The sequence below is a fragment of the Microbulbifer agarilyticus S89 genome (assembly GCF_000220505.1).
Taxonomy (GTDB): Bacteria; Pseudomonadota; Gammaproteobacteria; order Pseudomonadales; family Cellvibrionaceae; genus Microbulbifer; species Microbulbifer agarilyticus_B.
Map to the genome: position 1 here is coordinate 89772 of NZ_AFPJ01000052.1, position 26589 is coordinate 116360.

Here is a 26589-nt window from a genome sequence, read left to right on the forward strand (position 1 = left end):
TCGCTCTCCGCCGTGGTCCCAGTCGAGATGGGCGCCACCTTTTTGTCGAAATCTGCCCGCCGATTCGGGATGCCCCGAGCAAGCTAGCATTGAAATTTGAGAAGTCCGCCATTATACCGGCATCGGCGCGCAGGAATAGGCATCCGCCCAGGGTCACTGAATTTGTCGACCCGGTGCTCGCTGCAAGGTCCTGCAGCCGGCGATCGACGCACCAAAAAGAACCATTTTGATAAGTTCAGTCACTTTATCTTGCCAAAACGACCACTCGTCGATCGTTATCCAGCTGTGTTATAACTAACTCGGTTGGCCTTATAACAATCATAACGAGCGCAACACGGGGAATCCTTCCACCAATGAGCAAAGCCCGGAAGACACTTCTGGAATCTCTTTTTGCCGATCACGGCCAGGCACTGGTGCGCTTTGTCACGCGTATCGTGCGAAGCACCGAGGATGCCGAGGATATTGCCCAAAATGCCTACCTGCGACTGCAGAAACTCAGTGACGAGAAAGACCTCGACAACCCGCGAGCCTACCTTTTCCAGATTGCCAACAACCTGGCGGTCGACCAACTGCGTCGCGGAAAGCTGCATATCGATTATGTGAGCCAGCAGCTTCCGCCGGAGGGCGCCACTCCCACTGATGATGAATACGGCTTTGATCAGTCGCCAGAGCGTGTGCTGGCCGCAAGACAGCAATTGCAGGCAATTCACCAGGCGATGGACAGCCTGCCGCTCAAATGCCGCCAGGCATTCCTGCTGCACCGCAACCGCGGCCTCTCCTACTCCGATATCGCTCAGGAAATGAACATTTCCGTGAGCAGCGTGGAGAAATACATCCTGCAGGCACTGAAAGTCTGCCGGCAGAAAACCGGCGGAATCCGGTGAAGCGGGCCCACACCTGCCCGCCCCGCATCTGCCTGCCCCGGCATCTTATCCACTTATCGCACTTGGGCCTTCGACTAATCGCACATTGGTTGCGACTTGGTCTACCTTTGAACAAGCTTGGCGCATGGCGTGCAATAACGCACCGCCGTGCAGCAAAAACATAAAAAAGTATTGAGGGCAAGGGGCGGTGGATCGTCTTACTGGTATGCAACGGCATCCATGTGAAAAAGAACGGACCATTCGTTCAAAATATGCTAAATTTTGCGGCGTTTTATCGTAAAAATTGCGCATCACGAATATAAACGTTGTTTTGGGCGCCAATATTGAGCACCAAGATGGTGCGGCAGGATGATGGCGGAACTTGTTAGTCACCATCTGCTCAAATGACAACTCTGACAGGCGGCTCGATCCATAGATCGGGAAAAAGGTATTAGTGCGGTGAACCTCCAGGAAGTACAACAGGAACCAACGGAAGATCAGCTCGATCAGGCGTGCGCCTGGATCGCGCGTTTGCGTTCCGATTCGATCAGTGACGCTGATCGCCGTGCCTTTGCCAGCTGGATGTCCAACGACTCTGCCAACCGCCAGGCTTTTGATGCCATGGCTGACCTCTGGGGCGATCTCGGTGCCCTGTCACACATGCCACTGGATGAACTCTACCCAGAGAGTGTGCCGACCAGCCAAGCCGCGTCCGCGCAAACACCATCTTCTCGCAAGCCCGCGACTGCCGGTGGCTGGAACCTGCCCCAGTGGCTGCTGGGAGGCGGTGCGGTCGCCGCCTGCCTGACCGTTGCACTTTGGGTCGGCAATCAGTGGCTGCAGCAGGCTCCCGCTGCGCAGCAGGTTTATGCGACAGCAGTAGGTGAAACCCGCACTGTCTCGTTGGCGGATGGCTCACAAGTGCAGCTGAACACGAATTCCGAGCTAGTGGTTACCTTTAGCCGCGATGAACGCCGTACCCAGTTACTGCGCGGTGAGGCCTATTTCGATGTGGCGCGCCAGACTGCTCGTCCCTTCACAGTGGCGGCGGGCGAAGCCAATATTCGCGTGCTGGGCACCCAGTTCAATGTCGAGCGCAACCCCGACAACACCCGCGTTTCCGTTACCGGTGGCGTGGTTGCCGTGAGCGAAGCGCGCACCGCCAGTGGCCTGCAACCCGAATCTGTAAAATTGACCCGCAATCAGAAAGTTAGCGTCTCTGGCAGCGGGCTGTCCGATGTCAGCGGGACCTCGGCCGATGAAGCGCTGGACTGGACGCGCGGGCAACTGGTCTTCGACCGCACCCCGCTCAGTGAAGCACTGGAAGAATTGAACCGCTATCTGGCGGTTCCTGCAGCCGCCGCCGCCAACGTCGGCGACCGCACCCTGTCCGGCACCTTTGAGCTGACCGACCCGGAAAGCACTCTGTCGGCGATCGCCACGGCCCTGGATCTCGATCAGGACCAGAGCGACCCCAACCTGACTCTCTTGTCTCCCAAGCATAAGTAAGATATAAATCCTGCCCTGGTGATCGTTCTTTTTTTAGCCATAAGCTAAACGATCGCCCGTTTACGACATCAACTAAAACATAAGCTGAGTTTTCTGGTCGCCGATCGCGCCGGATACGGGCGGGATGAGTCGCATTGAATTTCCGGCATTGGGCAACACTGTCGCTGACAGGTCTATTGGTACTCTCGCAGAGTAGCCTTGCCGCTTGCCCAAAATCCGGCGTAGAACTCCCCTCCGGCAGCCTCTCCAAAGCCCTCATTTCTCTGGGGCGCCAATGCCGCATTTCACTCGTCGTGCAAGCAGATAGCGCCTCCTCTATTCAGGTTCCAAAGCAACACCTGGCAACGCCGGATGGCAGTATTGCCCCTGCACTGCAGCAATTGCTGGCAAGCACCCAGCTTACCTTTACCCACACTGGCACCAACGCCGTGGCGGTGGTGACCAAAGAGCAGCAATCCGCGCAGGCTGAAGAGGAAAGCCCGCTCCTGCCAGAGGAAGAGGTGATTGTCACCGGTCGCAGCTTGACCGGAAGCCACTTGCGCTACCTGAAACTCGATAGCTACGCGCCGATCGATGTTTTGGCGCAACCGGAACTCGAAATCACCGGGGCCCAGACCGTATCAGAGCTGCTGAAGTTTCTGCCGGCGGTCTCCGGGAACTCTACCAGCACCTCGGTCACCAACGGCGGCAACGGTACCGCCACCGTGACACTGCGCGGCCTGCCCGCCAGCAACACCCTGGTACTGATCAACGGCCGCCGTATCGTCAGCAATGGCTTTGGTGGCGAAGCTGCGGATCTCAACACCATTCCCCTCTCCGCAGTAGACCGCATCGAAGTATTAAAGGACGGTGCATCCGCGGTGTATGGCTCTGACGCAATCGCCGGGGTTGTAAACATATTGCTGCGTAGAGACTTCGACGGCTTGTCGGTAAACAGTTATTACGGCCAGTCTGAGCGCGGGGACCAGGAAACCAGTTCGTATAGTGTGACCTGGGGTGGTGGCAACGAAGAGACCCACTTGATGCTGAGTCTCGCGGACTACCGCCAGGGCGAAGTGCTGAGTCGCGATCGCGCCATTTCGGATTCTGCAGACAACCGGCGTCGCGGCGGAACCGATTTGCGCTCCGCTGCCTCACCCCAGGGGTTTATTGCCCTTGCGGATGAGGTGGTCACCAACGGTCCCGACGGGTACCGGCCATGGACCATGGAAGACCTGTATAACTTCCGCGAATACACCTCGGCGCTGGTTCCCTCAGAACGCCAGTCTATCTACCTGGCGCTGAACCATCGCCTTGAGGGGGATACGCAAGCATTCGCGGAAGCCATGGCTATCCGCACGCGCTCAGAGGCCGCATTGGCGCCAACGCCCGTATTTACCCGCTTTGACAATGGCGACCTGACGATCTCCAGCGACAACATATATAACCCTTTCAACCAAGATATCGTCGATGTGCGCAAACGGGTCATCGAGTTGGGCCCGCGCAAGCAACACAATGGCACGGACACTTTCCGGTTCAACACCGGCTTAAAGGGGTTAATCGACGACTGGCAGTGGGAGCTCACTGCGGCCGCACACTACACGCGGGCACGTGAACGCCTCGCCAACCTGATCGACCCCTACCGCCTGTCTCGTGCGCTCAAGGGCCCCGATATTTGCGTAGAAGACACCGACTGTGTGCCCGTGAATCTTCTCGGCACAACCGGCAGTATTGACGCTCAGCAGCTGGATTACATCCGTGCAACCAGTTATGTGGATGGTGTAAGCCGAATGGCATCGGTGACGTACATTGCCGACGGCCCGCTGGGTAAGGTCCCGGCGGGCGACATCCTCGCGGCAGCGGGTGTCGAGTTGCGCAGGGAAGAAATCCGCTTTCGCTCCATTGATGCCGATGGGTCTTCATTCATCGGCGGCGCATCTTCCGGCGCCGCCAGTGGTCATCGCCTGATTGGCGAAGGCTTCGCAGAAATTTCCATCCCGCTGGCCGCTGAACGCCTATGGCTGGATGGCGCAGTGCGCTACTCGGAATACAGCGATTTTGGCACCACCGCTAACCCCAAGCTCGCTTTGCGCTGGCGTCCGTGGCCCTCCCTTCTCGTGCGTGCTAGTTATGCCACCGGGTTCAAGGCGCCTACTCTGGTGGACATGAATCAGACGGGCTACCAAAGCCAGGAATTTCTTTTTGACCCCTGCACCAGCAGCGATGCGCCCGCCCTGCCCGGCTGTGATGGGCAGGCAGATCAGTCGCGCATCCAGTACCTGACGGAATTCGGTGGCAACCCTGACCTGCAGCCAGAGACCTCGGACAACCGCTCCCTCGGTATCGTGTGGACTCCCGGCGACTTTACCGGTTTCCATGCCAGCCTGGACCTGTACGATATCCGCCAGAACGATGTTATCGACACCAGCCCGCAATACCTGATCAACCAGAATGCAAACAACGGGCTGTTCACCGATCGGGTTCAGCGCGACTCCGGCGGTGACATCACGCGTATTGTCGCCACACGACTCAACATCGGTGCGCGGGAAGTGCGCGGCGTTGACGCCTCCATGCGCTATCAGCATCTGTCGAAAGAGCTGGGGCTCATTCGCTGGTCAATGAATGGCAGCCACATTCATCGCTACCTGAACCAGCTGGCACCGGGCAGCCCTATCGAAGACTTGAATGGCACCTTCGTCGACTCCGCGAGTGGCGGTGCTGGCTCACTGCCCGAGTGGAAAGCCAATACCGGTGTTTACGTACAGCGCGGGCGCTGGGAAGGCGGCTACACCATTCATTACGTAGACAGCCTGAAAGAGCGCATCACCCTCGACAACGAATTTGTCAGTCGGGAGATTGATAGCTGGACCACCCACGATGTTCAGGTTGCTTACGCGGTACCCTCTGGATTTCGTTTTGCGATTGGCATCGACAACCTGATGGACAAGGCCCCGCCCTTCGCCGCCTCCGCGTTCAACGACAATTTTGACGCGCGCACCTATGACATTACCGGACGCTACTGGTACACCACCTTTAGCTTCAATATGTAAAGCAAACGTCGCTTAACAATTCTTCCCGAATTTTCCTGCCGCATTTATTTGCCAAGCGCTGACGCAGAATATTTTTCTCAAGCACTCCCCGCGCGCCATTCACTCTGGCGTTTCCTGTCGGTACTTTTACGCAACCAACGCACACCTCGTTCGCCATTTTCCCCGCTTCTGACGCCGCTTTTGGCGCACCGGTACCAAAGGCGCAATTTCATTCACGAATCGACTTGAACGGTGAAAAATTGTTCTAGGGTTGATAGCAAGCCTCTTGTTGATAGAAGTAAGTTGTTGTCAGGGAGGGCGTAGCCACATTCGGCGATCATTACCGGTATCAGGAGAGGTATACCATGGACAAAACCCGTCTTTCTCGGGCAATCAAGGGCGCAATCGCAGCTGCAGCCGTCGCATCCAGCTTTTCTACCGTTTCGTTTGCTCAGGATGCTCAGGCGCAGGTTGAGGAAATTGTTGTAACCGGTTCTCGCATTCAACGTGCGACGGATGCCAATAGCGCCACGCCTATCACTGTATTCGATGCGGCAGCACTGGAGCAGTCGGGCCAGACAACACTGGAAGACTTCCTGCAAAACATTCCATCCATGACGGGTGGTCAATTAGGTTCTTCCGTGAACAACGGCAGCGCCGGTCTTTCCACCGTGTCACTGCGCGGTTTGGGCTCTAACCGCACACTGATTTTGATGAACGGCCGCCGCCTCAGTTCATCTGCCGGCGCAACCGGCGTGGTGGACCTTAACACCATCCCTGTCTCCATTATTGAGCGTGTGGAAATTCTGCGCGATGGTGCATCCACTATTTACGGTTCGGACGCCATCGCTGGTGTGATCAATATCATCACCAAGAAAGGGTTTGAGGGTGCCGAGCTCACGTTCGAGTACGGTTCCTCTACGCATGGCGACGGTGACGAATATCTCGCAGCGATGACACTGGGTGCTTCGAATGACAAAGGGCACGTCATGGTTAACGCGCAGTACACCAAGCGCGAAACCATCAGCCAGGGCGATCGTCGTTTCTCCGAGTGCCCACTGCGCGAAATTGGCGGCGACCTTGTGTGTGGTGGTAGCGCCACAACCACACCGGCACGCTTCTCGCCCACGGCCAACTCCGATCAGTTGATCGTCGATCCTGTGACCGGCATGGTGCGCGACTTCAATGCCGCCACGGACGCCTACAACTTCGCCGAAGTGAGCTACCTGATTACGCCGCAAGAAGTTGCCTCCATGTATGGCTACGGCACCTACGAGCTCTACGATTGGGAAGACTTTACCGATATCAATGCGTTTACCGAGCTCTCCTTCGTTAACCGCCGCTCCGACCAGCTACTGGCTGCAGAAGGCACCTTCTGGGGCCCCGAAGTACCGGTAAGCAACCCCTACAACCCAATCGGGGAGCCGGTGAACATCGGCCGTCGCCTGGAGGAAACCGGGGGACGCTCTTTTTCTCAGGATCTGAATACCTGGCGCGGCGTGCTTGGCCTTGAGGGCGAGTTCTGCAACGAGTGGACTTGGGATCTTTCTTATAATTACGCGCGCTGGGTAGATTCTCAGATTGACCGCGGCCGCGGTAACACCGTGCGCTTTGGCAACCTGCTGGATCCTGACCTGTGTGCGGCAGACCCTGACTGTGCGGCTGCCGTTGCTGCCTCCGGCGAGGTTGCCTGGAACCCCTTTGCCGAGGGCACCCTGACCCCGGAAATGCAAAGGTACGCTCTGGTAACCAACTCCCCGGTCGAACGCTCTACACTGCGCAGCTTGCAGGCGAACCTGGTAGGTGACTTCGGTGACTGGTCCCTGGCCAGTGAAGGACCCGCCTGGGCGGTAGGGTATGAACATCGCGCCGAGCGCGTGGAAATCGTCGCAGATGGTGCCGCGCAAATCGGTCAGATCTACTTTGTGAGCGGCGACTCCTGGGGCGGCAACTACAGCGTTGACGAGTTCTACGGTGAGGTACGGCTTCCTATCATGGATGGCGAACCCTGGGTAGAAGTGCTCGCGGTAGAGGCCTCATTCCGCTATTCCGATTACAACACCATCGGCAGCGACACCACCTTCGGTGCGGTACTGGAATACGCACCGCTCGACGAACTGCGATTCCGAGGCACCTACTCTGAAGGCTTCCGCGCACCAGGCCTCGACGACCTGTTCTTGCCACCAACCGTGTCTGCAGAATCCTATGCGGATCCGTGTAACGAATATGGCGCAGCCGATGACCCCAATGTCCGTGCGAACTGTGCTGCAGACGGCATTGCACCCGGCACCACTATCTCGTCGACCCAGGCAACCGGCCTGTTTGGTGGTAACCCGGATCTTGCGGCTGAGAAGTCGGAGAGCTGGACACTGGGTATCGTGTGGACCCCGTCGTGGACCGACGACATGGGCTTCACTCTCGACTATTTCGATATCAGCATCGACGATGCCATCGGCACCCTGACCACCGACACCATCGTGCAGGGCTGTTATGAGAGCGCCAACTTCAGCTCACCTCTGTGTGACCTGATCACCGGCGCACCAGCAGTGGGTACCAGCCCATCGGCCGGTGCACCGACTCGACGCGCTTCCGACCTGACCATTGCTGGCCAGCTATTGAACAGCCAGAACGTCGCCACCTTTGAGACTTCCGGTGTCGACCTCGGCTTCGATTACAGCGTTGCCGCAGGCCCAGGTTTGATCACTGTGAATGCCACCGCCACCTATTTGCACGAGTGGAAATATCGCGGCAGCGTGGACGACCCCACCATCGACCTGGCGGGCTTCTTCTTCGCTGATCCGGTAACCACAGCCATCGTGGCTTTCCCAGAGTGGAAATTCTATGGCACCGTGGGCTATGAGCTCGATTGCTGGAGCGCTTTCACCACCGTGCGCATGATTGGTGAAGTAGACGACTTCGACCCGGCACCTCGCGATCTGGCGACGCAGATCGATAACACCTGGTACCAGGACGTGAACTTCAACTACTTCCAGTGGGAAGGCGTCACCTTCACCGGTGGTATCCGCAACCTCTGGAACCAGCAACCCCCGTATGTCACCAACAACGATGACATGAACACCCTGATGAGAAGCTACGACACCGTCGGCCGCTTCTTCTACGGTGGCGTTACTATCCAGTTCTAAGGTTTTTACTCTCCTGCAAGCCCCGCCTTCATGGCGGGGCTTTTTTGTGCCCGCAAAGTATTTTTTATTCAGGATTTGCACTTAGAGCTGCATCATTGGGAGGAACATTACCTGCCATAAATGTATTTCGCGGTTATTCATTATTTTTATCTGAAATCTGTTCTAAATCCACTGCGTATATGTTGGAACGGAAATGACCACTTGGGGGTAGTCATTCCGCATTTCGCCACACCAAGTGGCACACCAAATAACTCCAACGATCTTACGAGAGGATTTCCCATGAAAAAGAACCTCCTGTCCGCAGCTGTGAAAGGTGCCCTGAGCCTTACTGCCGCTGCGATCATGGTTCCTTCCATGTCTGCGTTCGCACAAGAAGAAGCGCAACTGGTTGAAGAGGTTGTAGTAACCGGCTCCCGTATCGTACGTGCCAACCTCGAAAGCCCAACTGCAATCACCACCCTGGATTCCGCCAATATTGAGTTCTCCGGTGAGCTAAACAGCGCCGACATCCTGCGCTCGCTGCCGGCAACTGGTGTATCCGGCCTGTCCTCCAGCAACTCCAACTTCTTCACTTCCGGCGGTGGTATCAATACCGTTGAACTGCGTAACCTTGGAGAAGACCGCACCCTGGTACTGGTAAATGGCCGTCGTTATGTTTCTGGCGTTGCAGGCTCTTCCGCTGTCGACTGGAACACCATCCCGACCGAGCTGATCGAGCGCGTTGAAGTCATCACCGGTGGCGCTTCCGCTATCTACGGTTCCGACGCGCTGGCTGGCGTAATCAACGTCATCCTGAAAGATGACTTTGAAGGTGTAAACATCAGCACCTCGCACGGTCAGACCCTGGAGTATGGTGATGACACCACAGACCGCTTCAACCTAACTGCGGGCGGTAACTTTGACGACGGCAAAGGTAATGCCGTTGTTTCCATTACCTATACCGATGAGGGCGGCGTACTGTCGCGCGACCGCAGCAATACCCGGGTTGACGATCTCTCTGCCATCTACTTTGGCGGTGAAATTACCGACAGCATCACTCCGTTCTACTCGTCCTTTTCCGAATACGGTCGCTTCGGCATTCCATCCACTGGCGACCAGTACGTGTTCGATAACGACATGGGTGACGGTGTTGTTGTGCCCTGGGACGCAGATACTTATGGCTTCAACCGCCAGCAGTTCCGTCGCTACACCGTTCCAACTGAGCGTTTTTTGATTAGTAGCAATCTGAATTACGAGCTGACCGATACCCTGGAAGCGTTCGTTGAAACCACTTTCGCGCGCACTGAGACCCAGACCGAGATTGAGCCCTTCCCCTTCTCTTATGAAGACCTGTTCATCGACGGTATCTCCATCGATAACCCGTTCGTACCCGAAGATCTGCGAAACCTGGCGGTTGCCGCTGGCGACGAGTATATCCAGTTTGTGCGCCGTACCACTGAGCTGGATCAGCGCGGGGCATTCGCAGAACGTCAAACCTTCCGCGCCTTGATGGGCCTGCGCGGTGAAATCCAGGATTGGAACTGGGACGCATTTGTCGGCCAGGGCCAGATGCAGGACAGCCAGCGCGGTACCGGCCAGCTGAATATTTCCAACTTCCGCAACGCGCTGAATGTAGTTGACGACGGCAATGGCAACCTGATTTGTGCCGACCCTGCCGCGGTAACTGAAGGCTGTGTACCCATTAACATTTTTGGTAAGGGATCCATTTCTGCGGATGCTGCCGATTATGTGCGTGCACCGTCCCTCCGCGACCAGCGCACCAAGCAAACCGTTGCTGGCATCAACTTTAATGGTACTTTGGTAGAGCTGCCGGCCGGCCCGCTTAGCATGGCAACCGGTTGGGAATACCGCGATGAGTACGCCGCTGACTTCCCGGACGCCCTGACCCGTACCGGGCAGAATGCCGGTAACAAAGAAGAGCCGACCGAAGGCAGCTACAGCGTAAACGAAGTGTACGTAGAGCTTGAGGCACCGGTTCTTACCGACCTGCCGCTGATCCAGTCTCTGAGTGTTGGTGCGGCATACCGCTACTCCGACTACGACACTATCGGTAGCACCGACGCCTACACTGGCCGCGTTTCCTGGGTAATTGATGACTCCCTGCGTGTTCGTGGCCAGTACGCTCGTGCGGTACGTGCGCCAAACATCAGTGAGCTGTTCTCTCCGGGTGGTGAGAACTTCGCCACTGTTAGTGACCCCTGTAACGGTGTGACCGCATCCACCTCTGGCGTGGTCGCAGACAACTGCCGCAGTATTCCGGCGGTTGCTGAGCGTATCGCAGCAGAAGGCGTTTTCGAGCTGACCCAGCCTGAAATTCAGGGCACCGGTGGTTTCACCGGCAAGGGTAACGAGAACCTGTTTACCGAAACCTCTGACAGCTACACCTTTGGCGCGGTTTACGAGCAAACCCTGGGTAACTTCGGTGACCTGACCCTGTCTCTGGACTGGTACAGCATTGAAATCGAAGATCTGATCGACACCGTCGGTCGTCAAACCTCTGTCGATTTCTGTTACAACTCCGCCAGTTTCCCGAACAACTTCTGTGACTTCATCGTCCGCGACAATGGCGGCGCCGCGTTCCAGAAGGGGGAAATTACCGAAGTAAATTCCGGCTTCATCAACGAAGGCACCCTGAAAACCGAAGGTATTGACCTCCAGGCACAGTGGGGCATGGATGTTGGCCCGGGCCAGCTGGGCGTTGGCCTGAACTACGGCCACGTGATGGACTACACCCTGACCAAGTTCGGTGACGACGATGAACTGGTAGGTGAAGTGGGCTATTTCGAGCACCAGTGGCTGGCAACCGTGAACTACGCCATGGACCGCCTGATTGTGCAGCTGGAAACCTCCTACCTGAGCGATGCTTCTCCGGATCTGAGCAGTGCAGACTTTGACTATTCAGTCGGAGAGTATGTAAGCCACGACCTGTTCGCGTCTTACCAGTTCACCGACAGCATCAGCGCGAACATCGGGGTTAACAACCTCCTCGACGAAGAAGCGCCGATCATCCTGTCCGGTGTACCAGGTAACGTGACTGGTACTGACACCAACGCGGCGGTCTACAACCCGATTGGCCGCAGTGGCTACATCGGTGTTCGCTTTAACTTCTAAGTGCCAGGCACTTAACCTTCTAAAGGCGGCTCTCTGAGCCGCCTTTTTTGTATCTCAAGATCTGCACCCGAGGGAGAATGTCTCCACGTCCCCCTCGGCCGCTTCCTCCATGACGCGGTTTCATGGAGCTTTATGGGGCATACCTCTCTTCTCAAACCCACCGTCACAACGGCATTTTTTGTCACTCACCCCGGAATTCGATCAAAAAACACCCAGACTTTCCTGCCATTGCAGGTTTTTAGAAAAAAACGCACATTTTTTTGAGGGGCTGTGCGTCTGCATCGTTATACATGCGTTGGGAGGGGAATGACCGCTTGGGGGTAGTCATTCCTAAACATCGCCTTACTAGGCAAACCCTATAAATCCAACGATCTTAAGAGAGGATTTCCAATGAATAAGAACCTCCTGTCCGCAGCAATTAAAGGCGCTCTGAGCCTTACTGCCGCTGCGATCATGGTTCCTTCCATGTCCGTTTATGCTCAAGAAGAAGCACAATTGGTTGAAGAGGTTGTAGTAACCGGCTCCCGTATCGTACGTGCCAACCTTGACAGCCCAACCGCAATCACCACCCTGGACTCTGCCAATATCGAGTTCTCTGGTGAGCTGAACAGCGCCGACATCCTGCGCTCCCTGCCGGCAACTGGTGTTTCCGGCCTGTCCTCCAGCAACTCCAACTTCTTCACTTCCGGCGGCGGTATTAACACCGTTGAACTGCGCAACCTTGGTGAAGACCGCACTCTCGTACTGGTAAACGGCCGCCGTTACGTTTCTGGCGTTGCTGGCTCTTCCGCTGTTGACTGGAACACCATTCCGACCGAACTGATCGAGCGTGTAGAGGTTATCACCGGTGGCGCTTCCGCTATCTATGGTTCTGACGCGCTGGCTGGCGTAATCAACGTCATCCTGAAAGATGACTTTGAAGGTGTAAACATCAGCACCTCTCACGGCGAGACCCTGTCTTACGGTGACGACACTACCGACCGTTTCAACCTGACCGCTGGCGGCAACTTCAGCGATGACAAAGGTAACGCAGTAGTATCCATCACCTATACCGATGAAGGTGGCGTACTGGCTCGCGACCGTAAGAACACCCAGGTTGACGACCTTTCCGCCATTTACTTCGGCGGTGAAATCACCGACAGCATTACTCCGTTCTACTCCTCCTACTCTGAGTACGGCCGCTTCGGTATCCCGTCCACTGGCGACCAGTACGTGTTCGATAACGACATGGGCGACGGCGAAGTTGTAGCCTGGGACTCCTCCAAGTACGGTTTCAACCGCCAGCAGTTCCGTCGCTATACCGTTCCAACTGAACGTTTCCTGATCAGCAGCAATCTTTCCTACGATCTGACTGACACCCTGGAAGCATTCGTTGAAACCACTTTCGCGCGCACTGAGACTCAGACCGAGATCGAGCCGTACCCGTTCGCGTACGACGATCTGTACATCGACGGTATTTCCATCGATAACCCGTTCGTTCCAGAAGCGTTGCGTGATCTGGCTGTTGCGGCTGGAGACGATCACATCCAGTTTGTGCGTCGTACTACCGAGCTGGATCAGCGTGGCGCGTTCGCTGAACGTCAAACTTTCCGCGCTCTGATGGGCCTGCGTGGTGAAATCCAAGACTGGAACTGGGACGCATTTGTCGGCCAGGGCCAGATGCAGGACAGCCAGCGCGGTACCGGCCAGCTGAACATCTCCAACTTCCGTAACGCACTGAACGTTGTCGACGATGGCAATGGCAACCTCGTGTGTGCTGACCCCGCTGCAGTTGCTGAAGGCTGTGTACCCATTAACATTTTCGGTAAAGGCTCCATCACTCCTGAAGCTGCCGACTATGTACGTGCACCGTCCATCCGTGACCAGCGCACCAAGCAAACCGTGGCCGGTATCAACTTGAACGGCACCCTGGTAGACCTGCCGGCTGGCCCGCTGAGCCTGGCAACTGGTTGGGAATACCGTGACGAGTACGCGGCTGACTTCCCGGACGCCCTGACTCGTACTGGCCAGAACGCTGGTAACAAAGAAGAGCCGACCGAAGGCAGCTACAGCGTAAATGAAGTTTACGTGGAAGTTGAAGCTCCGATTCTGTCAGACCTGCCGCTGATCCAGTCTCTGAGCGTTGGCGCAGCCTACCGTTACTCCGACTACGACACCATCGGCAGCACTGATGCCTACACCGGTCGTGTTTCCTGGGTAATTGATGACTCCCTGCGTGTTCGCGGCCAGTACGCCCGTGCGGTACGTGCACCAAACATCAGCGAGCTGTACTCTCCGGGTGGCGAAAACTTCGCTTCCGTGAGCGATCCGTGTAACGGCGTAACAGCGACTACCGCTGGCGTTGTAGCCGAAAACTGCCGCAGCATTCCGGCGGTTGCCGATCGTATCGCTGCTGAAGGTGTATTCGAGCTGACTCAGCCTGAAATTCAGGGCACTGGCGGCTTCACTGGCAAAGGTAACGAGAACCTCTTTACCGAAACCTCTGACAGCTTCACCTTTGGTGCAGTTTACGAGCAGACTCTGGGTAACTTCGGTGACCTGACCCTGTCTCTGGACTGGTACAGCATTGAAATCGAAGACCTGATCGATACCGTTGGTCGTCAGACTTCTGTTGATTTCTGCTACAACTCCACCAGCTACCCGAACAACTTCTGTGACTTCATCGTCCGTGACAATAGCGGCGCTGCATTCCAGAAGGGTGAAATCACCGAAGTTAACTCCGGCTTCATCAACGAAGGCACCCTGAAAACCGAAGGTATTGACCTCCAGGCTCAGTGGGGCATGGACGTTGGCCCGGGTCAGCTGAACGTAGGCCTGAACTACGGTCACGTTATGGACTACACCCTGACCAAGTTCGGCGATGCTGATGAGCTGGTTGGTGAAGTGGGTTACTTCGAGAACCAGTGGCTGGCAACCGTCAACTACGCCATGGACCGCCTGATTGTTCAGCTGGAAACCTCCTACCTGAGCGATGCGTCTCCTGACCTGAGCAGTGCGGACTTTGACTACTCCGTAGGCGAATACGTAAGCCACGACCTGTTCGCGTCTTACCAGTTCACCGACAGCATCAGCGCAAACATCGGGGTTAACAACCTCCTCGACGAAGAAGCGCCGATCATCCTGTCCGGTGTACCAGGTAACGTAACCGGTACTGACACCAACGCAGCTGTGTACAACCCGATTGGCCGCAGCGCGTACGTTGGCGTTCGCTTTAACTTCTAATTTAAAAAGAAGTATTTGACCCTTTTAGGCGGCTCCTTGAGCCGCCTTTTTTGTACCTTCCTGCCACAAAGGTATGAAGCCAACCGCAGCCACATAAGTAAAAATTTAAAAGAAAGTCACAAAATCATTAAAAAACAATAAACTGCACAAATACAATTTTTGCAGCATATCCAACTAAGTATTTAAATAAATCAAAATAAATACCCAATTTCATTGAGGAATCCACCTGACAGTTCGTTGAGTTTTTGTTGGGAGGGAATGGCCGCTTGGGGGTAGTCATTTCCGCACACGCCTAACTAGGCAACTCAAAACATAAGTCCAACGATCAAGAGAGGATTTACAATGAAAAAGAACCTCCTTTCCGTAGCGGTTGCCGCTACGATTATGGTTCCAGCTCTGCCAGCTTTTGCGCAAGAAGAAGCACAAATGGTAGAAGAAGTTCTGGTAACCGGTTCGCGCATTCAACGCGCCGACCTTGAAGGGGCAAACCCCGTAACCGTTCTGTCCCGTGAAGAGCTGGTCGGCAGCGGTGAGCTCAGCATCGGTGACATCCTGCAAAACCTGCCGTCTTCCGCAGGTGCCGCGGTTAACACCGGCGTAAACAACGGCGGTTCCGGTGCCGTGCGCTTCTCCCTGCGTGGCCTCGGCTCTCAGCGTACCCTGGTACTGATCAACGGCCGTCGCGCTGTTGCTTCTGGTCTGGGTGCCAACTCTTCTGTCGACCTGAACAACATCCCAGTTGCCATGATCGAGCGCGTTGAAGTGCTGAAAGATGGCGCTTCTGCGGTATACGGTTCCGACGCTATCGCCGGCGTTGTTAACATCATTACTCGCGAAGACTTTGAAGGTGCTGAGTTCACCAGCTCCTACGGCCAAACCAGTGAAGGCGACGGCGCGCAAGAGAACGCCAGCTTCACCTTCGGCACCGCGAGCGACAAGGGCAACTTCGTAGTATCCGGCTACTACGCCAACCAGGAGCCAATCTGGGCTGGCGACCGCGACTACTCCAAAGAAGAAATCTGGTTCCACCCGTACTGGGACCCGCAGGGTCAGTACCCGGGCGGCTCTTCCGCAACTCCTTGGGGTAACTACCAAGGTTCCGACGGCAACCGCTACACCCGCGGCCCTGAGTTTGGCGACTTCCGCGCATACAGCGGCGCTACCGACGCGTATAACTACGCTCCAGCCAACTACACCCAGACCCCGAACGAGCGCTGGGGCTTTAGTGCATTCGGCAACTACAGCATTGGCGACCTGGGCGCGCTGGAAAACGTAGTAGTAAGTGCTGAGGCAATGTACACCCACCGTGGTTCTCAGCGTCTGATCGCACCTGAGCCGCTGGCACCGCTGGTATTCTTCGGTAGCCCGGCTCCGTATTCTGACCTGAACTACTACAACATCATGTACGGCCCGAAGAACGCTGACGGCGAGACCATGGTATTGGACGACTGGCGTCGTCGTATGCTGGAAACCGGTGGCCGTGACCAGGTTCACGAGACCAACACTCACCAGCTTACCCTGGCGGTAGCCGGTGAACTGGGCGACTGGAACTGGGACCTCTCCGCTCTCTACGGTGAGAACGACGCTAACGTAATCGACAAGGGTTACTTCAACCTGGAGCGTGTTGCTGAAGCGGTTGGCCCGACCTTTGTTGATGGCGCCGGCAACATCCTGTGTAGCTCTGACGGCACCGAAGCTGGCGTAATCGATGGCTGTGTGCCGCTGAACGTATTCGGCGAACCTGGTACCGATACCGAAATCACCCAGGAAATGCTGCAGTACATCAGCGGCAACTACGTGTCTATCACGGAAGGTGGTAACGACATGGCTGCTGTGCAGTTCAACATGTCCGGTGGCCTTATGGATCTGCCGGCCGGTGAGCTGGGTATGGCATTCGGCGTTGAGCACCGCGCAGTAAGCGGCTTCTCCCAGCCAGACTCCCTGCAGCTGCTCGGCACCTCCACTGCAGGTTCCTCTCTGGCAACTGAAGGTTCTTACCACCTGAACGAAGCGTTTGTAGAATTCGCCGTTCCTCTGCTTGCTGGTCTGCCTGCAGTTGACTACCTGGATCTGAGCGTAGCGTCTCGTTACTCTGACTACAGCACCTTTGGTAGCACTACCAACTCCAAAGCTGGCCTGCGCTGGTCCATCAACGATGACCTGACCGTACGTACCACTGTGTCTGAAGCGTTCCGCGCACCTTCAATTCCTGAGCTGTACCAGGGTATTGCGAGCACCTTCCCGACCGTAACTGACCCGTGTGCAAATGATGCGAGCCAGTTCTGTATTGCCGATGGTGTACCTGCTGGCGGCTACAGCGACGAAGGTATCGTTCAGATTCCATCCAAGATTGGCGGCAGCGCTGAGCTGGAACCTGAAACTGCAGACATCTTCACCATTGGCCTGGTTTACCAGCCGTCCTGGCTGGAAGGCGCGTCCTTGACCCTGGACTACTGGGAAACTGAAGTTGACAATCTGATTTCAACTACTGGTCCTCAGGTAATCCTGGATAACTGTCACGCTAGCGGCCTCGATTGCGACAAGATCGACCGTTGGGGTGCTGGTAGCGGCGCTGAAGTAGGCGGCATCATCTTCATCTACGACCTCAACACCAACGTTGGTGGTCTGGATGCCTCTGGTGTTGACCTGTCTCTGCGTCACCAGCTGGCTGAAACCAACTTCGGCCTGTTCGGCTTTGGTTTTGACGCTTCTTACGTGACCGAATACGACAAGACCCTGTCCAATGGTGATGTGGTAAGCCACGCTGGTCGCTTCGAAGACAACCAGGACGGTAACTTCCCACGCTGGAAGTCCACCTTTACCACCAACTGGACTTACGAGAACTGGGACGCGAGCTTCAGCAGCCGTTACATCCACGATGTAATGGAAACCCTGAACGGCTGGTACAACGTTGATCCGGCAAACGGATTTGCGCCTACCAATGAGCCGCACAAGGTTGACGCTCAGGTAATCCACGACATCCAAGTTTCTTACAACCTGGATGCCTACAAAGCACGCCTGACCCTCGGTATCGATAACTTTACCGATGAGCAGCCTCCGTTCGCTTACACCGGCTTTAATGACAACACTGACGTTCGTACCTACGAAACTCAGGGTCGCTTCATCTACGGCCGCGTAGGCTTTAACTTCTAAGACCCAGTCTTAAAAGTTATCCCATTAAGCCATCGGCGTTCGCGCCGATGGCTTTTTTATTGCATACGAAAATGAATCTGCCTAAATTACCCTTCCTGACTCCACGTTTTATGTATTTCCTACCATGAGAAAAACTTTGGACAGTACTCCGCTTGACCTCGCAATACGAGAGCTTGAGCTATCACTTAATAGCAACTCTCGCACTAAGTGCCTCGCAGCCGCAGACTGCCTAGCGTCGCGAGAGGACCTTAATGCCAAAGCCTGGCTGTTGCTCAGTGAGGTTTCACGTCGAGAAAACAACTTAGACAGTGCGATAAAATCCGCAAAAAAAGCTCACGCGCTTGACCCGCAACACCCACACTTTGCAGCTCAGCTCGCTTACTGCCTGCTTTGTGATGGAGACTTTTTAGAGCTTGCTGAAGTATTGGACAACGCCAAACATCTTGCCTTCTATGACTCTTGGTCGCTTGAAAAACTTGCCATGGCAGCGGCATCGATCGACAAACATGATACGGCTCTGTTTTTCTATAAAAAATCTCTAGAAAACGGTCCCTCGAACCCATACCTATCCTACAACGAAGCAATTTCCAACATCGCTTTGGGGAATTTTTCATCTGCAGAAAAAAAGCTTCATGAAATCCCCACTGCCAGCCCATTGGCTGGAAAAAAATTTTGGGGCCTTGCCTTCATCAACAAACTATCAGCCGAGGATGCGAAACAGTTATCGACCCTCGCAAACTCAACAACCTTAGATGCCGAAAACGAGATTTTTATGAATTTTGCACTCGGCACATACTTTGAAAAAACGAAAGACTATTCGCTTTCCTTCGAACACTACAAAAAAGGCAATGAAGCAAAGCGAGTGCAAGTAAATTACTCACCGCAAGAAGAAGAAAGTAGATTCAGCAGGCTCAAGCAGCAATTTGATAAAAAATGGGCCAGGGCAACTCTCAGCGGCAGTGAACAGGCCAAGATTATTTTTATTGTCGGCATGCCACGCACAGGCTCAACCCTGGTCGACCGCATCTTATCCGCCCACCCGGAAGTGAAATCCCTTGGCGAATTGAGAAACTTCGGCATTTCAGTCCAAAAATTATGTAACCAAGCCCTATCACTGAATTTCGACACCCAAACAATAGCTTCAGCGGCAAACCTGTCGCTCGACGACCTGGGAAAACATTATGTCCAAAGCCTTCCCCGTAAAGATATTGCGAGCGGTTATGTTATCGACAAAAACCCCTTCAATTTCTTGTACATACCATTAATCGCAAAGTCATTGCCAAACGCAAAGATACTCAACATCTCCAGAGACGCAATGGATACGTGTTTCAGCAATTACAAACAATTGTTTTCATCCATTGGCTTCTATTCGTACCGCTTGGAGGAAGTTGCTCACTATTACTTGTTATACCGAGATTTATTAAGCGAATGGAGCACACTGTTCGCGAACCAATTGAAAACGGTCAGTTACGAAAAGCTGGTTGGGGCCCCGGAGTCAGAAACGAAAGCACTACTTGACTTCCTTGATCTAAAAATGGACGAAAGCTGTTTGGACTTTCATAACCAGAAGGGGCAAATCGCGACCGCGAGCGCGGCGCAAGCGAGAAAACCGATCTACTCTACTTCGGTAGGAAAATGGCGGCGCTACGAAAATCATCTCTCGGCTGCCCTGAAGGTGTTGAACGAGGCAGGAGTACAGGTAAACTCGCCCGCGAATTGAACATTGCCCCATATGTGGAACCCTTGAATGGATACTTTGACAGCTTTCCTTACCCTCCTCTTCGTTATGGATCCACTGGGCAATATTCCAGTGTTCCTCGCCGCACTGAAGAACGTCCCGCCAAAGCGACAGCTGTATGTGATTATGCGCGAACTGATTTTCGCTCTAATCGTTCTGCTGGTGTTCCTGTACGCCGGACGCTTTGTCCTCGCATGGCTTGGGTTGTCGCAAGAAGCCATCCGAATTGCGGGCGCGATCATCCTGTTCTTGATCGCCATACGTATGGTATTCCCTATTGAAGGGGGCATTATGGGTGAGCGGCTGGAGGGGGAACCTTTCTTTGTGCCGCTGGCGGTGCCGCTGGTGGCGGGGCCATCAACCATGGCCATCCTGATGCTAATGACCAATAGTGAGGGAGAACAGCTGTGGAACTGGACCCTCGCCTTGCTCGGCGCCTGGGGTGTGTCGGCGGTTATTCTGTTGGCATCCTCCCCTCTGGCCAAACTGTTGGGTAATCGGGGACTGATTGCCGTGGAGAGGCTGATGGGTATGGTGCTGGTAATGTTGGCCGTGCAGCTGTTTCTCGACGGTATCAAACAGAGTCTTAATTAAGCCATTATTAATTAAGCCATTGCTACGTTCTGGGCGCGGAGGCCGCCCCAGAACGTCCTCCATGTAGTTAATGCGCGCAGCGCCCATTCCGCTGCCGATCCTGCCCCTTTACTAAATCGCCACGTCAAAGTCGCAAAAAGCGCATTTCCCAGTCATTGCGGCTGCACAAATTGCGCTCCACAGAACTTAGCTCCACCACTGGCGAAGAAAGCAAGCAATCGTGTAAAAAACAGTCAAGACGAGATCTGTTTGATTTTTATACGAGAAGCACCCTCTTCTGCGATAGCCCTGTTCATCCTAATTTTTATAAAAAATTAATAATTTCTAATAAAAACAATCAGACAGTAAGGATGCAGAGACTTTACGCTGCTCGTATTTCATACAATACGAGCAAAAGCCACCCAAATTGGTGCAATTAACATAGATACACCAATGTCACGTTAGTTCCATAAATTATTTTTGTCCTTTAAAGTCAGCTCGCACTCGAAATAGAGCAATCAGATAAAAGTGCTTCTTAAAACATAAAGGACACATCTATGATCAAGACCAAGTTGAGTATCGCTATTGCGGCCTTCAGCAGCATCGCTGCCGCTGGCGTTTCTGCTCAGGAAAGCGTCCCCGGCCCTGCGGTTGAGGAAGTGATCGTTACCGGTTCCCGCATTGCGCGCGACCCACTGTCGACCACCGGCCCGATCACCATTGTGGATTCCGAGGCGATCAGCCGCTCCGGGGTAGGAACCATCGACGAACTGCTGAACCAGCTGCCGTCCATGGGCACCACCGGCATCAACGCCAATGACAACAACGGCGGCCAAGGCCTCGCGTTCGTTGACCTGCGTAACCTGGGCTCCGCACGTACTCTTGTGTTGGTCAATGGTCGCCGCTTCGTTTCTTCCGCTTCTGGCGTGAGTTCCGCGGTAGACATGAACAACATCCCCGTTGAAATGATCGATCGCATCGAAGTGCTGACCGATGGTGCTTCGGCGGTTTACGGCTCCGATGCCGTTGCCGGCGTCATCAACGTGGTCATGAAAGATTCTTTTGAAGGCCTGCGCATCAATGCCCGCGCCGGCGCTACTTCCGAAGGCGGTGGTGAGAATGGTGATATCTCTTTCACGTTCGGTAGTGAAGGCGATCGCGGCAGCTTTATTGCCAACATCAGCCACAGCCAGCGCGATGAGATTACCTACAACGATCGCGACTGGGCGGGCCTGACCAGCTCCATGGGTCCAAATGGCAATATCTTCACCAACTATGGTGCCTTCAGCATCCAGGAAGATGGCCTGACTCTGGGCAGCTATGCCGGCTATGACATTGGCCAGCACATGTGGCTGTCTGGTGCGATGGAGCGCAGCTCTGCAACCGCATCTGGTAAATACTCCATCACCGACAGCGTTGAGCTGTGGGGTGAAGCGAGCTTCACCACCAAAACCACCAATCAGCAGCTGGCCGCACAGCCAATGTATGCGGGTAACGGTTTTGTGCTGGACCCAGAAGTACACCTGCCGGAAGCGATCAAGTCGCAGCTGCAAGATGCGTGGCAGCAGGCGGACGATGCCTATCAGATTGAGCTGGCCGCATATGATGCTGCGGTAGCGCAATGGGAAGCCCAGGGCAGCCCTGAAGGCCTTGAGCCCACCGCGCCGGTTGCTTCCCACGGTACCGACTGGGTCGACGGTTTCTCTGATTTCCGCATCCGTCCCGTATCCGGCGGCACCCGTGCTTACGAGCAAACCACCGATACCTACCGCCTGGCCACTGGTCTCAGCGGGGACTTCTCCAACGGCTGGAGCTGGGACTCCTTCGTAAGCTACGGCAAAAACGAAGGCGACAACGTAACCCTGAACTCCTACAACAAAACCAAGCTGGAGGAGATATTCAGCGGTGAAGCGGGCCTGGATTACAACTTCGCTGGCGGCATGAGTGCCGAAATCATGGACTACTTCCGCTATGACGATCGTGAGAACAACTCTTACGAACTGATCAACGCGGGTGCAGCCTTGTCCGGTGACATCGACGCGATCGAATTCCAGGGCGGTGTACTTGGCTTCGCAGCGGGTATTGAGTACCGCGAAGAGTCCGGTGAGTTCAACCCATCCCAGGAAACCCAGGACGGCGCGACCTTCGGCAACCAGCAAGACGCTACCGGTGGCGAGTACGACGTTACTGAGGTATTTGCTGAGTTCAACTTGCCAATTCTGCAAGGTGCACGCTTTGCCGAAGAACTGACTGCAGACGTAGCGGTTCGCTACTCCGACTTCAGCACCTTCGGTGGCCAGAGCACTGGTAAAGTGGGCCTGGTTTACGCGCCGGTGGAAGACGTGCGTTTCCGTACCAGCTACTCCACTTCTTTCCGCGCGCCAGGTATCTACGAGCTGTTCAGCGGATCTGCCCAGAGCTATGAATTCCTGATCGACCCGTGCGATACCAGTGCGGCCAACGAAGATGGCCAGGGTTCAAACTGTGGCATGGTCGGTACCGGCTTTACCCAGGCGGGTAACCAGGTTCCCACCAACATCGGCGGCAACGAAGAGCTGACCCCGGAAGAAGCGGAAACCTTCACCGCTGGTATCGTGTGGACCCCGAGCTTCGTGAACGACCTGTCCATCACCCTGGACTACTACGACATCAGCATTGAAGATGCGATCACCACCCCGGACCTGCAGCGCATCCTGGATGACTGCTTCCGTGACGGTGTTGCGAGCGCATGCCAGTTCGTAACTCGTGGCGCTGGTGACCAGATTGTTGCACTGGAAGGCTCCAAGATGAACATTGGCCAGGTTGACACACGCGGCGTTGACGTCGACATCGTGCAAAACCTGGACTTCAACGCTGGCCGCCTGGCGCTGCGCGCCCAGGCTTCCCGCCTGCTGGAGTACAAGGAGTTTAACGAGCAGTCTGGTACCGAATCCGACTACCTCGAATACGTAGGTACCACCGGTGGTCTGTACGTGAAATGGCGCGGCCTGGCCAGCGCTACCTGGTACGGTAACGACTGGGACATGGGTGCTGAAATGCAGTACTTCGACGATGGCTATAGCCCGTACAAGCCGGTTAAGTCCAAGACTTACCTGAACCTGCGTGCTGGTTGGGACATCAACGAAGGCACCCGCCTGTCCGCGGGTATCGACAACGTAGCTGACAAGGTTCCGGAAGATACCTCCGGCTACGGCGACTGGAACAGCTTCTACGACTTCCAGGGTCGTTACTTCTGGGCTGGTGCTTCTTACCAGTTCTAAGTCACGCACTTGGAGTTGTAGACGTTCCGTCGAACGAAAAGGGGATGCCATTGGCATCCCCTTTTTTATTCTTCTCGATTACTGATTAGATACTTCAGTTTGCGGTTATAGGCACTTTGTGTCCCCGGGTTATCCGCTAACGAAAACGCCTCGGAGAAATGCGCTCGGGAATCATCGAACTCGCCCAAACGGAAGCGTGTGAGTCCCATTAAGAAGTGAAACCGGTGATCCTTCTCGTATTGCCAGATAGCGCGCCTCAGCTGGCTTTTCGCACTCTTGTAGTCCCCCTCCTCATACGCCGCGCGCGCCTGATAGTAGAGGTAATATGGATTGCGCTCACGATGGTAGCGGGCCCGCTTCGCGTAATAATCGGCAAGTTCAAACTGCTCCTGCCGGCGATGCAGCCGCTCCAGGTTACTCATCGCAATCGCATGATCTCCCTGCAGCTGCAACGCGCGTTTATAACTTTCCTCGGCCGCATCGAATACCTGATTGCGGCTGTAAAACGCCCCAAGGTTGGCCCACAGGTCCGCACTGTACGGCCTCAACTCCAGTGATTTGCGCAAATAGCGAAAGGCATCGCGCATCTCACCTTGCTGCATCAGCTCGAGGCCGCGGTTACTGTAAAACTGGGCGAAGGCCTCAGTATCGGAAATTTTGCGCTGGTCGTAGACCGGGTCATACGCCTGCAGATTAAAGTCGACTACACGGCGTCCGCGCGGGCTCTGGCTCACCATATTGATATGGCGATACACCACAAAGGTCTGCGCTTCCTCGTGTCCCCACACCGGAGGCACCTCTACCTGATTGAAGTAAGCATTGGCACCGAGCTCCCGCGCCATGGCAACCATCATTACGGTAAAGGCCATGCAGTTACCCACTTGCTGGGAGTAGGTTTCGCTGGCAGTGAGCGTCTTGTCCGCATGGTACTGCACCGTGTAGTCGTGGCGCTCAAACCCCTTGAGCAATAACTGCAGACGATGCTGGGGGCCCGATTCCGGCGCAATTTCCGCGAGATAAGCCCGCATTTCCGGAGCCAGGCCGAGAATATCGTCGTCAGGCAGCTCCGCGAGACGTACAGGTTCTGCAAACAGCGGCTGGCCGGATAGTAGCCACGAGGTATTCACTGGCAGCTGCACTTCGTCCGGGACACTGGCACAGCCGCTTAGCAGGAGTACCAGGGCACCGAACCAGAGCCTGTTCCGCCAGGCCGCCAGCGGTGACCAATTTTTGCCTGCCATTCCAGAATATTCCGGGGTTTTCATGGTTATTCTCCCCATAACGTTTTCTGAATCTCTGATTTTCCACAATTCTTGTCGTGTAGGAATACCTTTCGCAGCTTCATTTCCTGTTTCAGTTGCAACCATTCGCCAGTTTCCGGCACCGCTGTTACACTCGCAGGGGATTAACTTATAACGTTATAACAACCGGAAACGCTGATATGTCGTCACAACCACAACACAACAGCGATGGCTTCTTTGGTCATCCCAAAGGGCTCTCCACCCTCTTCTTTACCGAGATGTGGGAACGGATGAGTTACTACGGCATGCGGGCCCTGCTGGTCCTGTTCATGACCGCCAGCCTGCAGCAGGAAGGCCTTGCCTTCACCGTTGCCGCTGCCACCGCAATCTATGGTCTCTACACCGGCGCCGTTTACTTCCTGGGACTGCCAGGTGGCTGGATTGCCGACCGCCTGCTCGGTGGCCAGCGTACCGTCTGGTACGGCGGTATCATCATTATGTGCGGCCATATCGTGCTCGCAATTCCCAGTGAGAATACCTTCTTTATCGGCCTGATCCTGGTCGCTACAGGGACCGGACTGCTGAAGCCAAACATCAGCGCCCTGGTTGGCCATCTCTACTCCGACGACGATGTGCGCCGCGATAGTGGTTACGCCCTCTACTACATGGGTATCAATATCGGCTCCGTACTGGGCTACATGATCTGTGGCTACTTCGGTGAGAAAGTGGGTTGGCACTGGGGCTTCGGCGCCGCTGCCGTGGGTATGGCCATCGGCCTGGTCCAGTACCGCAAGACCATCGGCAACCTGGGGGACGCCAGCCTGAAGCCGGAACACCCGATGACCGAAGCCGGCGCCAAGAAAGCCTGGGGCACTATCTGGGCGGTTGTAGCTGCCGTGGTGGTCATCACTGCACTGACCATGAGCGGCGTGATCGTGTTTGATCCGGTTTCCGTGGCCAAATATGTTGCTGTTGCCTTCACCCTGATCTTCTTTATCTACTACGCCTATATCTACTTTGCCGGCCAACTGAGCCCGTCCGAGAAGAAGCGTATGTGGGCCCTGTTCCTGGTGTGTGTGGCTTCTGCGTGTTTCTGGTCCGGGTTCGAACAGGCCGGTTCCTCTCTGAACCTGTTCGGCCGCGACTTCACCGACCGCATGATCGGCTCCTTCGAGGTCCCGGCCTCCTGGTTCCAGAACGTGAACCCGATGTTCATCATCATCCTGTCGCCGTTCTTCGCCGCCCTGTGGATCAACCTGGGCAAGCGCATGATCTCGCCGTCCTACGGTATGAAATGTGCGATTGGCCTGATCATCATGGCCACCGGCTTCATCGTCATGTTCTTCGCTGCCCAGCAGGCCGCTGCGGGCCTTAAAGTGGCGCCGATGTGGCTGGTAACCACTTACTTCCTGCACACCGTGGGTGAGCTGTGCCTGAGCCCGGTTGCCCTGAGTGCGGTTAGCAAGCTGTCACCGCGTCGCTTCGCCGGCCAGATGATGGGTGTGTTCGTACTCACCTACTCCATCGGTAACATCATTGCTGGCCTGCTGGCAGGTAACTTCGACCCGAACAATGTTTCCGAGCTGCCGAACCTGTACCTGCAGATCGCCATCTTCAGCATTGGTATCGGTGCCGTGATCGCGCTGATCAGCCTCAAGTCCAAGTCCTGGGAAGCCCAGGGGGGCGACCATATCGAGCCTGTTGAGCCGGCCGAGGCGACTGCCAAGACCGTGTAATCCCCCGATTACATCGCAATAAAAAAGCCGCT

General features: G+C 55.3%; 12 protein-coding genes. 11 read left to right on the plus strand and 1 reads right to left on the minus strand.

Annotation, left to right across the window (positions count from 1 at the left end):
- Positions 1-353: 353 nt before the first annotated feature.
- The 10 genes from AS89_RS0115560 to AS89_RS0115610 all read left to right on the plus strand — a co-directional run bounded on the left by AS89_RS0115560 (position 354) and on the right by AS89_RS0115610 (position 23580).
- Positions 354-884 (plus strand): RNA polymerase sigma factor, encoded by a 531-nt coding sequence (locus tag AS89_RS0115560; RefSeq protein WP_010133650.1) that lies wholly within the window; start codon positions 354-356, stop codon positions 882-884.
- Positions 885-1322: 438 nt separating this feature from the next.
- The gene (locus AS89_RS0115565; protein ID WP_010133651.1) at positions 1323-2372 is read left to right on the plus strand and encodes a FecR family protein; all 1050 of its coding nucleotides are present in this window, start codon (positions 1323-1325) and stop codon (positions 2370-2372) included.
- A 293-nt stretch (positions 2373-2665) separates the two neighbouring features.
- Entirely contained in the window at positions 2666-5401 is a 2736-nt protein-coding gene (locus AS89_RS0115570; RefSeq protein WP_010133653.1) for a TonB-dependent receptor, read from the plus strand.
- Positions 5402-5745: 344 nt separating this feature from the next.
- On the plus strand, positions 5746-8523 hold the full coding sequence (locus tag AS89_RS0115575) for a TonB-dependent receptor plug domain-containing protein (RefSeq protein WP_010133654.1): 2778 nt from the start codon (positions 5746-5748) through the stop codon (positions 8521-8523).
- 279 nt (positions 8524-8802) lie between these two features.
- Entirely contained in the window at positions 8803-11634 is a 2832-nt protein-coding gene (locus AS89_RS0115580; protein ID WP_010133655.1) for a TonB-dependent receptor plug domain-containing protein, read from the plus strand.
- 390 nt (positions 11635-12024) lie between these two features.
- Positions 12025-14856, plus strand: a complete 2832-nt coding sequence (locus tag AS89_RS0115585) for a TonB-dependent receptor plug domain-containing protein (protein ID WP_010133656.1) — start codon at positions 12025-12027, stop codon at positions 14854-14856.
- Between the two features lie 342 nt (positions 14857-15198).
- A complete protein-coding gene (locus AS89_RS0115595) occupies positions 15199-18009 on the plus strand; it encodes a TonB-dependent receptor plug domain-containing protein (protein ID WP_010133657.1) in 2811 nt (936 codons plus the stop codon).
- Between the two features lie 136 nt (positions 18010-18145).
- Complete coding sequence (locus AS89_RS18320; protein WP_050901721.1) at positions 18146-19729, plus strand: tetratricopeptide repeat-containing sulfotransferase family protein; 1584 nt, start codon at positions 18146-18148, stop codon at positions 19727-19729.
- A 27-nt stretch (positions 19730-19756) separates the two neighbouring features.
- Positions 19757-20341, plus strand: coding sequence for a MarC family protein (locus tag AS89_RS0115605; RefSeq protein WP_010133659.1), 585 nt, complete (start codon positions 19757-19759; stop codon positions 20339-20341).
- A 536-nt stretch (positions 20342-20877) separates the two neighbouring features.
- A complete protein-coding gene (locus tag AS89_RS0115610) occupies positions 20878-23580 on the plus strand; it encodes a TonB-dependent receptor plug domain-containing protein (protein ID WP_010133660.1) in 2703 nt (900 codons plus the stop codon).
- A 65-nt stretch (positions 23581-23645) separates the two neighbouring features.
- Here AS89_RS0115610 and AS89_RS0115615 read toward each other — a convergent pair whose 3' ends face one another.
- The gene (locus AS89_RS0115615) at positions 23646-24821 is read right to left on the minus strand and encodes a tetratricopeptide repeat protein (protein WP_100169415.1); all 1176 of its coding nucleotides are present in this window, start codon (positions 24819-24821) and stop codon (positions 23646-23648) included.
- A gap of 200 nt (positions 24822-25021) precedes the next feature.
- Here AS89_RS0115615 and AS89_RS0115620 point away from each other — a divergent pair, with 200 nt between their 5' ends.
- Entirely contained in the window at positions 25022-26557 is a 1536-nt protein-coding gene (locus AS89_RS0115620; protein ID WP_010133663.1) for a peptide MFS transporter, read from the plus strand.
- Positions 26558-26589 lie beyond the last annotated feature (32 nt).